Source organism: Thermoanaerobaculia bacterium (assembly GCA_035717485.1).
Classification (GTDB): Bacteria; Acidobacteriota; Thermoanaerobaculia; order UBA5066; family DATFVB01; genus DATFVB01.
Genome location: DASTIQ010000012.1, coordinates 1 through 11,193 on the forward strand (window position 1 = coordinate 1; position 11,193 = coordinate 11,193).

General features: G+C 69.9%; 8 protein-coding genes and 2 tRNA genes. 6 read left to right on the top strand and 4 right to left on the bottom strand.

Annotated features, from left to right (window positions below; genetic code table 11):
* The 4 genes from VFS34_00620 to VFS34_00635 all read right to left on the bottom strand — a co-directional run.
* Nucleotides 1-1,380: hypothetical protein (locus tag VFS34_00620; GenBank protein HET9792934.1), on the bottom strand; the 1,380-nt coding region annotated here is incomplete at its 3' end.
* A complete protein-coding gene (locus tag VFS34_00625; GenBank protein HET9792935.1) occupies nucleotides 1,377-2,879 on the bottom strand; it encodes a hypothetical protein in 1,503 nt (500 codons plus the stop codon). The genes VFS34_00620 and VFS34_00625, both read right to left, overlap by 4 nt.
* Entirely contained in the window at nucleotides 2,876-5,041 is a 2,166-nt protein-coding gene (locus tag VFS34_00630) for a hypothetical protein (protein ID HET9792936.1), read from the bottom strand. Before VFS34_00630 ends, VFS34_00625 begins: the two co-directional genes overlap by 4 nt.
* A 195-nt stretch (nucleotides 5,042-5,236) precedes the next feature.
* Complete coding sequence (locus VFS34_00635; protein HET9792937.1) at nucleotides 5,237-7,315, bottom strand: diguanylate cyclase; 2,079 nt, start codon at nucleotides 7,313-7,315, stop codon at nucleotides 5,237-5,239.
* A 320-nt stretch (nucleotides 7,316-7,635) separates the two neighbouring features.
* On the opposite strand from VFS34_00635, the gene VFS34_00640 reads away from it, so the two are divergent.
* The 6 genes from VFS34_00640 to rplT all read left to right on the top strand — a co-directional run bounded on the left by VFS34_00640 (nucleotide 7,636) and on the right by rplT (nucleotide 11,022).
* Nucleotides 7,636-7,711: transfer RNA gene (locus VFS34_00640), tRNA-Val, on the top strand.
* A gap of 18 nt (nucleotides 7,712-7,729) precedes the next feature.
* Nucleotides 7,730-7,805, top strand: a tRNA-Val gene (locus tag VFS34_00645).
* Nucleotides 7,806-7,864: 59 nt separating this feature from the next.
* Complete coding sequence (gene thrS, locus VFS34_00650; protein HET9792938.1) at nucleotides 7,865-9,772, top strand: threonine--tRNA ligase; 1,908 nt, start codon at nucleotides 7,865-7,867, stop codon at nucleotides 9,770-9,772.
* Nucleotides 9,773-9,814: 42 nt separating this feature from the next.
* Complete coding sequence (infC, locus tag VFS34_00655) at nucleotides 9,815-10,369, top strand: translation initiation factor IF-3 (protein HET9792939.1); 555 nt, start codon at nucleotides 9,815-9,817, stop codon at nucleotides 10,367-10,369.
* Between the two features lie 58 nt (nucleotides 10,370-10,427).
* Nucleotides 10,428-10,628 carry a 50S ribosomal protein L35 gene (gene rpmI / locus VFS34_00660; GenBank protein HET9792940.1) on the top strand — a complete coding sequence of 67 codons (201 nt, stop codon included), beginning with the start codon at nucleotides 10,428-10,430 and terminating at the stop codon, nucleotides 10,626-10,628.
* Between the two features lie 31 nt (nucleotides 10,629-10,659).
* The gene (gene rplT / locus VFS34_00665) at nucleotides 10,660-11,022 is read left to right on the top strand and encodes a 50S ribosomal protein L20 (GenBank protein ID HET9792941.1); all 363 of its coding nucleotides are present in this window, start codon (nucleotides 10,660-10,662) and stop codon (nucleotides 11,020-11,022) included.
* Nucleotides 11,023-11,193: the final 171 nt, after the last annotated feature.

Genomic DNA, 11,193 nt, shown 5'->3' on the forward strand with positions numbered 1-11,193 from the left:
GTAGTCGGGGGCGAAGCCGTCGGGCGGCGTCTGGAGCAGAAGCCAGTCGAACGAGCGGCGCACCGTCTCGCGCGGCGCCCGTCCGGTGCGGATCGACTGGAGATAGGCGTTGGTGATCCACTCGGACTGGTAGGCGAAGGCATCGTCCGAGTTGCGCCACCGGGCGTCCCAGCCGCGCGGGACGCGGTCGAGGTAGGCGCGGTTCCTCGCCGAGAGCCGCGGGTCGGCGAGTCCGCCGGTCTCCAGGGCGGCCAGCAGCGCCGCGCCGTTTTCCTGGTTCTCGTAGGGGCCCTCGGGGCGCTTTCGATAGGCGACGCCGTAGATGGCGTCGTCCACGCCCGTCGCGAGGGCGCGGCGGTTGATCGCGGCGAACCATCGGGCGATTCGGGCCCGGTCCGCCTCCGGGAAGAGGTCCGGGAACGCCTTGCGGACGCGATCGTAGTAGTGCGCGCGGAGCGCCGCCGCGTACTGCCAGAACTTCGTGCGTCCGAAGCGCGAGAGTTTCCCGGCCGTGACCTCCGCCCGAAGGCTCTCGCGGAAGCGCTCGGCCCACCGGGGATCGCGCGTGGCGAGCGCGAGCATTCCTTCCTCCGGCGGTCCCTTCCGAGGATTCGCCGCGACCGCGGCGACGAGGCGGTCGAAGACCGATCCTCCGTCGTACCGGGCGGGGTCCGGGGGGGCGCTCCCGCAGAGGAACGGGGAGTCGGCCGTGATCCCCGGGAAATTGGGCGGCGACGGGTCGAAGAAGCTCCGCTGGTACGCGGAGACCGCGGCGACCAGGCCCGCCGCGGCGAGCGCCGCCGCTCCCGCGGAGAGAGGCCGGATCCCGATCGACACGCCGCCGCGGAAAGGGCGATCCGTCGCGAGAGCCCAGGACCCGAAGAGAAGCGCGAGCCACGCGGCGGAGAGCAGCGCGGCCTCGGCGGCGACGAAGATCTCCTCGTGCGCGAATCGGCTCGCGATCTCGAGGACGATCATCGGCGCGGCGCCGGCCGCGGCGCCGACGAGGAGGACGCGGAGAACGGCCGCCGGCCGGCGTCCGTCGCCGCCAGAGGGGGATGCCCAGGAAAGCGTTAGGGCGAAAAGGAGGGCGAGCGCGGCCCAGGCACCGGCGACGCTGCCGGCCGCGGCGGCGATCCCCGCCGCGCCCATGCCGGCGAGCGCGACGACCGCGGCGGGAGGGAACGTCCAGATTCCGGCCGCGGCCCGTCGGGGCCGGAAGAAAGCGCTCGCGGCGAGGACGAGGGCGGCGAAGATCGCGCGCTCGAAGAGCCGGGACGCCGAGAACGGCATTCCCGCGGCGGCCCGGGATGACTCGAGAAGAGAGACCGCCGCCGCCGCGGAGACCGCGGCCGCGGCGCCCCGCTGCGTGCGCGTCACGGCCGGATGCGGCCGGCGGCGGCTTGCCGGTAGAACGGGACCACTCGGAAAGCGAAGAACGCCGCTTCGTTCGCCCAGAGGACGACCACCGCCGCGGCGAGGGCCCGATTCCTCCCCGCCCAGCCCCGCAGGAAATCGGCCGCCGGCAGGTAGAAAGCGAGCATCACGAAGCCGAGCACCGCGAAATAGTAGCGTCCGTGGGCTCCGTGCATCTCGCCCGTGAGGAGGAAAAGACGGGAGACGTTCCAGAAGAAGAGGAGCATGAACCCGAGGCACACGAGCCGCGACGAGGACACGATGTCCTCCTCCGGGTCGGGAGTCGGGAACCGGAGGGCGGCGAGGAAGGGAAGAGAGAAGATCAGACTCTCCAGGAACAGCTTGAGAGGGTTCGTCGCGGGGCGGGAAACCATCCACCCGAAGGTGACGAGGAAGACCGCCCCCGCGAGGATCCACCTCGCCGCGGCGCGCCGCCGCCCGGGGAGCGGGCGAAGGGAATCGCGCCTCCCGCTCCACGCGGCGGCCAGGACCACGATCCCGAAGATCGCCAGGAGATAGACGCCGAGGAAAAGGCCGGAGATCTGGAACCACCGGAGAACGCCGCCGCCCCCTCCGGTCCACCCGATCAGTCCGAGGAAGTTCTTCAGGGCGTGATCGGCGATCGGCTGTCGTCGGAACGCCTCGAAGAACGCGGCGGCGCCCGCTCGCCCGCCGCCGGGCGCGGCCTCCGGCGCGGGCACGCGTCCGAGCCGCGCGACCCACCATACGGTCGTCGAGAGCGCGACGAGCGAGAAACCGGCGGCCCGCGCGATCCTCGCTCCCCGCCGCCCCGGCAGCCACGCCGGCAGGATCGCCATCATCACGACCGCGGCGGGCGCGATCGTCGCCTTGACGAGGCCCGCCGCGGCGAGCGCGAGCGAGAGCCGGAGGGCGGCGGCGACCGACTTCCGGCGGAGCACGTCGACCCAGGCGATCGCGCAGACGACGCCGAGGGCAGCGGACGCCGTATCGTGATTCACGCCGGAGGCCATGTGGGAGAACATCGGGACGCTTCCGACGGCGGCCGCTCCCGCCAGCGCCGCCGGCGCGCCGGCCCCGGCGAGGAGCAGCAGCTCATAGAGGAGCCAGATCGTCGCCGCGCCGAAGATCGACGACGTGAGTCGCGTGAGCCGAACCTGCCACTCGAAATCCGGCGTCAGCCTCCGGGCCCCGGCGAGCGCCGCCGCGGCGAAGATGTGATACCCGGGCGGGTGGATCGCGATCCAGTTCGGAACCGGCGCCGCCTCCTCCTGCCCGCGCCAGCGGCCGACGACCGCGCCGGGAACGACGGCGTGGCCCGGCGGCAGGATCCCGCGGCCGTCCGCGATGTCCGCCGCGTACGCGAAATGCCCGACTTCGTCCGGGACGTCCCACAGAGGCGTCACGAAGAGCGCGAGGACCGCCGCTTTCAGGAAGAAGAGGACCGCGACCGCCGCCGCGGACCGCCGGCCGGCGTCGATCATGCCGGGCGCCCCCCCGCGCGTAGGCCCGCCGCCGCGAGCGCCAGGATGACGGCCGCGCCCGTCGCGGAAACGCCGGCTTCCCCGGGAGGGATTCGAAACCGTCCTTCGACGCGGTGGCTGCCGGCGGGAACGGGGAGGCCGAAGAACATCCCGTCGACGCGGAGCGTCGCGGCGCGGGCGCCGTCGAGGCGCGCGGTCCAGTACGGCGGGAAGAGCTTCTGCGAAGAGACGAGGAGCGCGGGAGAGGGTGTCCTCACGTTCAGGCGGAAGGCTCCGTCGCCGTCAGCCTCGACGGCGACGGAGCCTTCCGCGCCGTTTCCCGGAGCGGAAGCGGCGAGGCGCCGAAGCTCGCGGGCTTCGACGAAGGCGGTGGTGCGGAGCGTCTCGCGGTCGGCCCGCGCGACGTCGTCGATGCCGCCCGGGCGCCATTGCGAAACGAGGAAGAAGCGCGGAAAGGCGGAAAGCCTCCGATACACGACGAGATCGGCGCCGTCGTATGTCCTGCGGAGCGCGCCGCCCGCGAGCGCGGTCCCGGGCTCGGCCGCGATCGCCGATACCCCGAGGAGGTCGAGAACCGGCGAATCGGGGCGGAGCGTGCGCGGATCGCTCACCAGGAGCGTGCCCGTTCGCCCGTAGATGCCCGGATCCGCCGCGGCGAGGAGCCGGCGGTAATCCTTCTCGAAGAAGAGGTGCCCTCGCACGTCTTCGAGTCCGAACGCCTGCGCGAGGTCGGGATAGAGGGTCCATCCGGTCGCGAGGAATCGGGAGGGCCCGGGCTCGCTTTCGCTTTCGAGAGCACGCACTCCGGGCGTCGCCCGAAATACCGCATCCCCCGGAAGGACGGCGGGGTAGAGGCGTCCGGCGAGGAGGATCAGGGGGATCCCGACGAAAAAGGGGAGGAGCGCGCCCGCGCGGCGGAGGAGAGCCGGGCGCCGTTCCAGGGCTCGCCCCAGGGTGTCCGCGCCGACGCCGGCCGCGATCGCGAGCCCGAGGACGACGAGGACCTTCACGCGCTCGAACAGACTCGCGGAAAGGACGGGGAGAGAGGAGAAGAGATCGCGGACCGGCGGAACGTAGACCATCGCGCCGGCGGCTCCGGCGAGTCCGGCGGCGTACGCATACAGCCGGCGGTCGCGCGAGGAGGCGGCGCCGAGGAGCGCGAGTCCGAAGGCGATCGGGCCGATGCCGACGGCGGTTTCGAGGAAGGTCTCGAACCGGCTCCCCGTCAGGGGCCGGTAGTCCCCCCGGAGAGGATCGCCGAAAGCCAGGGGAAACGCGTAGAGGAGCGCGTGGCGGGGCGGAAGCACGAGCTGTCGGGCCAGGCCCGCGCGCGACGCGACCTGCCCCGAGGCGCGGATCAAACGAGCGGAAAGCCGGAACGCCGGGAAGACGACGGCCGCGGAAAGGAGAACGGCCGCCGCCAGCCGTCTTCCGGTTTTCCCCGCCTCGGAAAGTCCGCGCCCCCAGGCCTCGACCGTCGCGAAGGCGAGCGCGGCCGCCGCGCCGTACACGATCATGAAGGGATATCCGCCGGACAGGAACAGAAGGAATGCGCCGGCGGCGCCGGCGATCGCGCGATCCGATCGGGACGCGATGCGCGAGCGATCCACCCAGAGGAGGAGAAGCGGGAAGCAGATCGTCACCGAGCTCTGCATCCAGAGCCACGATGCCGACTGAGCTCCGCTCCATCCCCACGCGGCCGCCCCGCAGGACGCGGCGCCGTCGGAAAGGCCTCGCCCGCGGAGGAACAGGAAGAAGAAGAGGAATCCGGCGTTCAGCTTCAGGAAGAGGATCCCGGTCTCGATCGCCGGCTCGGGCAGGAGGAGCGCCGGAGCCCAGGCGAAGGGGGAGAGAAATCCCTCGACGGCGTTGATCGCCCCCGGGGTGCCGCCCGCGGCGAAACGATTCCAGCGCATCTTCGCCGGCAGGTCGCGCAGGACCGGGGCGGCGGCGGAGGCGGGATCCGCGAGCAGGCGCACCCGCGGATCGTCGGCGTCGGCGTGCCACGGGAACGCGGCGCGCGCCGCGCCGTGGGAGGAGAACACGCGTCCGTGGAAGATGACCGGCCAGAAGAAGAGCACGTTCGCGAGGAGCAGGAGCGCCGCGGCGACGCGGGGCTCCGCCCGCGGGGCAGTGGCCGCATCGGTTGTGTCGGTCGGCACGCCGGATGATAACGCGGGGAACGAGGCACGATCCGCCCCCGGAGAACCGTCGAGCCAGGGACGCCAGAGGGGGAACGCGGCGTCGAGTCGTCCGATGGCGGAGCCCGGTGCGCGCGCGTTTCGGTCGCCTCGCAACAGCTTGCCGCCGTCACGCCCCCGGTCCCCGGCCCCTCCCGCGAGGGAGTTCGCGGCAGCCTAGAACGCCGAGTCGATGGCGGTGACGCGGTTGCGCCCGTCTTTCTTCGACTTGTACAGCGCCTGGTCCGCCGCGGCCACGAGCGCCGACGGCGAGAACCCGCGGCGCGGAATGCCGGTGGCGACCCCGACGCTGACGGTCAGGAATCCGTCGGGAGAGGCGGGATGCCGGAGGCGCAGGCGTTCGATCTTCTGGCGGAAGGATTCGGCGACCGTCGTCGCCTCGGCGGGGCCGGAGGGACGCAGCACGACGGCGAACTCCTCGCCGCCGTAGCGCGCGAGAACGTCCTGCTCGCGCTGGACGACGGAGGCGAGCGCCCGCGCGACCGTCTGGAGGTATTCGTCGCCGCTCTGGTGGCCGAGAGCGTCGTTGAAGGCCTTGAAGTGATCCACGTCGATCATCACGACCGTCAGGGGCGCACGGTCCCTGGCCGCCCGCGTCCATTCCTGGGCGAGCGCGGCGTCGAATCGGCGCCGGTTGCCCACGCCCGTCAGGCCGTCGATCAGCGAGAGCTGCTTCAGGCTTTCGTTGGCGGCGGCGAGCTCGCGGCTCTGCTGCTCGAGCTCGCGCGCGCGTTCTTCGAGGTTGCGCATCGCGTCGGGCCGCTTCCAGAGGCGGTCCCACAGCCCCGGCTTCGGGTCGGGAGCCGCGGGAGCGGCGGCGCGGGCGTCGTCGAGCCTCGCCTGCAGCGGAGCGGACACCTCGCCGTGTCCCGTGATCGAGCGCGCATGCTCGACGTACGGGGCCGCCTCCTCGACCGCCTTCCGGTCGAGCAGCGCGTCGGCGAGCGCCGTCGAGATGTCGGCGCGGGAAGGGTCGAGCCGCGCGGCTTCGCGCAGGTTCTCGATCGCCCGTTCCTTCCACATCGGATTCCGGCGCTGGGTGACGCCGAGGAGGTACCGGTACTCGGCGACTTCCGGGGCCCAACGGACCGCCTGTTCGAGCATCTTCACGGCCGGGTAATAGTCGCGCTCCCGGATGAGCTCCTGCGCGCGGCGATAGCTCGAGATCGCCGTGTCGCGCCGGAGCTCGGCGTTGCCGCCGTCGCCGGCCGAGGACATCGCGACGCCCCCGGAAAGCTCGCGGTCGTAGGCCGCGCGGCGACCGACGTCCGACAGCGCCTGCTCGGCCTCGCCGAGCCGCGCGCGAACGGACTCGGCCTTGCGCGCGAATTCCGGATCGGGGTCGTCCGCGGCGCCCTCGAGCGCCGCCCGCGCGCGGTCGACGGCCACCCGGATGTCCTCGGAGGACGCGCCGGGAGCGACCCCGAGCAGCTCGTAATGCGTGATCCAGTCGATCCGCCGCCACGTCTCCTCGAAGCGCTCGCGATCGAAGGGCTCTCGCGCGCCGTCTTCCGGCCAGCGGACCCATCCGGCGCATCGGAATCCGTAGAGCAGCTTCGCCGCGTTGGCGGGATTTCCCGGCCCCGAGCGGAGCAGCTCGCCGCACGACGTGTTTCCGTCGACCCGGGAGAGAAAGAGCCCGGCGGGGGACGCCGGCCGGACCCCCGCGGCCTTCCCCCGGTACGGGATCGCGGCGGGATCCCCCAGCCGTTCCGCGAACCGTTCGCTGTCGGGAAGTCGCACGACGCCGTCGAAGATCAGCGCGGCCGTGTCGAAGGCGACGGCGAGCCGGGGGTCGATCGCCTTCTCTTTCGGCGTGAAACGGAACCGGCCGCGGTTCCAGGGGAACGTCAACTGGACGATCCGTTCCGACAGACGCCGGACCTCCGCGGCGAGCGCGTCCGCGGCGATCCACGCTTTTTCGAGGAGGATCTCCCCGAAATACACGTTCTGTCGCCGGTTGGCCGCCGAGAGCGCGTCGGAAAGCTGCTCGTCGGTGAGCTGACCCCGGTTGCGGAGGAACGCGCCGAGCCGCTGCTCCGGACGCGACGAGATCGCCAGCTGGAGCTCGCCGCGCGAAAAGAAGAACGTCCGGACCTCGTCGCGCTTTTCGACGGTGAGCGTTCCGCTGGCGCCGCGCCGGACGATGGCGCCCATGAGCTCGGCGACCGGAACCTCGTCGAGGGCCCCTTCGATCTCGGGAGTCCGGAAGAGCGTTCTCTCGTTCTGGAACATCGGCGCCGGCGGGATGGGGAGCGCCCTGGTCAGTTCTTCCCGGGGCGGCCCGGCGGCCCGGGGCGTTCGCCCGCGCCTTCTCCGGCCGGCGAGGCGCCGGCGCGCGCCGCGGGCGGGTGCCGCGGGAAGTCCGGAGACGAAATCGAGAAGGAGGAAGCCCCCATCCGTTGGACGGATGCTAACACGGGGAACTTGTTGAAAATCAGGGGCCTCTCTGCTAGCCTTGCGCCCTTCCCGCGGAAGGCGGTCGTTCTTTGTGATCGTACGGGACGAGGGCCGGATCTCGAAATGCCTCGCGGCTTCCGGCCGGCAGCCCATCTAGGCTCGTAGCTCAGCTGGTAGAGCACTACCTCGACACGGTAGGGGTCAGCGGTTCGAACCCGCTCGAGCCTACCAATTCCCCTTTCGGGGTTCAGGCGCTTAGCTCAGCCGGGAGAGCGCTTCCTTCACACGGAAGAGGTCGGCGGTTCGATCCCGCCAGCGCCTACCATCGACGAAGGGTTTTTTCGACGCGAGGCGACTCGCGTTTTTTCGTTTTCAGGAGGCCGGTTGGAAATCCAGGTGACGCTTCCGGACGGCGCCGTGAAGTCGGTGCCCGCGGGCACGACGGTGGGCGAGATCGCGCGCGCGATCGGGCCGGGCCTCGCCAAGTCCGCGCTCGCCGGCCGGGTCGACGGCAAGGTCGTGGATCTCTCCCATCCCGTCGCCCGCGACGCGAAGGTGGAGATCGTCACGCCGAAGTCCCCGGACGCCGTCGACGTCTACCGCCACTCGACGGCCCATCTCACGGCCAACGCCGTCAAGCGCCTCTTCCCCGACGTCAAGATCGGCATCGGTCCCGCGATCGAGAACGGCTATTACTACGACTTCGATCCGGGAAGGCCGTTCACGCCGGAGGATCTCGCCGCGATCGAAGCCGAGATGCGGAAGATCGTCGCGGAGGACAACCGGGTCGAGCGTCTCGAGATGTCGAAGGAAGAGGCGATCCGGATCTTCGAAGGGCAGGGGGACACCCTGAAGGTCGAGATCATCCGGGGGATCCCCGACGACCGCGTGTCCTGCTATCGCCAGAAGGATTTCATCGATCTGTGCCGCGGCCCGCACGTTCCTTCGACGGGGAAGCTCGGCGTCTTCAAGCTCACGCACACCGCGGGGGCCTACTGGAAGGGGGACGAGCACAATCCGATGCTGCAGCGGATCTACGGCGCGTCGTTCCTGACGCAGGCCGAGCTCGACGCGCACCTGAAGCAGGTCGAGGAAGCGAAAGCGCGCGATCACCGCAAACTCGGGAGGGAGCTCGACCTCTTCTCGTTCCACCCCTGGGCGCCGGCGTCCCCCTTCTTCCATCCGAAGGGCGCGACGATCTACAACCTGCTGCTCGCCTACGTCCGCGGGCTGTACCGGAAGTACGGCTATCGCGAGGTGATCACGCCGCAGATCTTCGACGTCGAGCTCTTCAAGACGTCGGGGCATTACGCGAACTACAAGGAGAACATGTACCTGACGGAGATCGACGAGCGGGAATTCGGCGTCAAGCCGATGAACTGCCCGGGCCATTTCCTGATGTACGCCTCCCAGGCGTTCTCCTACCGCGATCTCCCCGTCCGGTACGCCGACTTCGGGCGACTGCACCGCTACGAGCGATCCGGAGTCACGCAGGGACTGACGCGCGTGCGCACGTTCTCGCAGGACGACTCGCACATCTTCTGCACGCTCGACCAGATGCCGGCGGAGATGGACCGCTTCATCGACTTCATCGACGAGGTCTATTCGACGTTCGGGTTCACGGACGTGCGGGTCGGCCTCGGGACCCGTCCGGAAAAGTTCATCGGCACGCCGGAGAACTGGGAACAGGCGGAGCGAGCGCTCGCGTCCGCGTTCGAGAAGCGCGGTCGCGAGTTCTTCGTCAACGCCGGCGACGGCGCCTTCTACGGGCCGAAGCTCGATTTCCAGGTCAAGGACGCGATCGGCCGCTACTGGCAGCTCGGCACGCTCCAGGTCGACTTCGCCAATCCCGTGAACTTCGACCTGACCTACATCGGGGAGGACGGGGGAAAGCACCGCCCGGTCGTCCTGCACCGCGCGATCCTCGGCTCGGTCGAGCGTTTCCTCGGCATTCTCATCGAGCACACGGCGGGCGACTTCCCGGTGTGGCTCGCGCCGGTCCAGGCGGTCGTGATCCCCGTGTCGGACAAGTTCGCCGATTACGCCCGGTCGGTGGCGGCGAAGCTCTCCGAAGCGGGATTCCGCGTCGAGCCGGACGCCCGGAGCGAGAAGCTCGGCGCGCGGATCCGCCACGCCGAGCTCCAGAAGATCCCGTACATGCTGATCGTCGGCGAGCGGGAGCAGGCGACGGGATCCGTCTCGCCGCGCAAGCGCAAGGCGGGCGACCTCGGGTCCTGCTCTCTCGACGAGTTTTCCGCGGCGCTCGCGGCCGAAGCCGCGCGGCGCGAATGATAGATTCCATTCGATAGGAGGTTTTCGATCGACAAAAAGAGCATTCGCATCAACGAGCAGATTCGCTGGAAGGAAGTGCGCCTGATCGGCGCCGACGGCGAGGCGCTCGGAGTCGTTCCCATGCAGGACGCGCACGACCGGGCGAAGACGGCCGGCCTCGATCTCGTCGAGATCGCGCCCACCGCCAACCCGCCGGTCTGCCGGATCATGAACTTCGGGAAGTTCATCTATCAGCAGAAGAAGAAACAGCACGATTCGAAGAAGAAACAGAAGGTCACGCAGGTCAAGGAAGTGAAGTTCCGCCCCAACATCGACGAGCACGACTACGACTTCAAGAAGGCGAGCATCCTCCGTTTCCTGGAGCATGGCGACAAGGTGAAGGCCACGGTCCAGTTCCGCGGACGCGAGATGGCGCGCCGGGAGAACGGGTTGAAGGTTCTGCGCCGCCTCGTCGAGGAGCTCAAGGGGAAGGCGATCGCCGAGTCCTCTCCGGAAGTGATGGGGAACCGGATGCACCAGATCCTCGGGCCCGTGAAGACGATCGAGAAACCGGTCAAGTCCGCCAAGGGGACCGTCCCCGCCGGAGCGGCCGAATAATCTCGCGCCGGCTTGAAGCGGCGCAGCCGCTCAACCCGGCGCACGAGTGAGGACTGAGATGCCCAAACTGAAAACCCACCGCGGAGCCGCGAAGCGGTTCAAGCAGAGCGCGTCCGGCAAGTTCAAGCGGGGGAAGGCGTACAAGAGCCACATCCTGACGAAGAAGGCCTCGGGGCGGAAGCGCGACCTGGACCAGGCGACGATGGTGTCGAAGGCCGACACGCCCGGGGTCCGCGAGATGCTCCCGTACTCGAAGTAAACCGCTCCCGAAACCGCATCGGAGGAGAGAGATGCCCCGCGTCAAACGAGGACCGAAGAGGAAGAACCGCCGCGCCAAGGTGCTGAAGCTCGCCAAGGGCTATTACGGCACGAAATCGAAGTCGTACCGGATCGCCAAGCAGCAGGTCGAGAAGTCGCTCGCATACGCCTACCGGGACCGGAAGGCGAAGAAGCGCGACTTCCGCGGGCTCTGGATCGTCCGGATCAACGCCGCCGCGCGCGAGAACGACATCACCTACAGCCGGCTGATGGATGGGCTGAAGAAGTCGGGGAGCGACATCAACCGGAAGATGCTCTCGGAGCTCGCCGTGTCGGACCCCGGGGCGTTCACCCATCTCGTCTCCGTCGCGAAAAAAGCGCTCCAGACGGCCTGACGGGGTCCGATGACGGACCCGCGGACGATCGACGACCTTCTGGCCGGGTTCCGGCGGGAAACGGCCGGCGTCTCCTCGCGCGCCGCGTACGAGGCGCTCAAGGGGAGGTACGTCAATCGCGAGCACGGCCTCGTTCCCGCGCTGTTCGCGAGCCTGAAGGCGCTCTCCGGC

Bases quoted from the DNA above. Each gene is read 5' to 3' on its own strand.
- VFS34_00625 (HET9792935.1), bottom strand. From the start codon at position 2,879: ATGATCGACGCCGGCCGGCGGTCCGCGGCGGCGGTCGCGGTCCTCTTC.
- VFS34_00635 (HET9792937.1), bottom strand. From the start codon at position 7,315: ATGTTCCAGAACGAGAGAACGCTCTTCCGGACTCCCGAGATCGAAGGG.
- rpmI (HET9792940.1), top strand. From the start codon at position 10,428: ATGCCCAAACTGAAAACCCACCGCGGAGCCGCGAAGCGGTTCAAGCAG.
- rplT (HET9792941.1), top strand. From the start codon at position 10,660: ATGCCCCGCGTCAAACGAGGACCGAAGAGGAAGAACCGCCGCGCCAAG.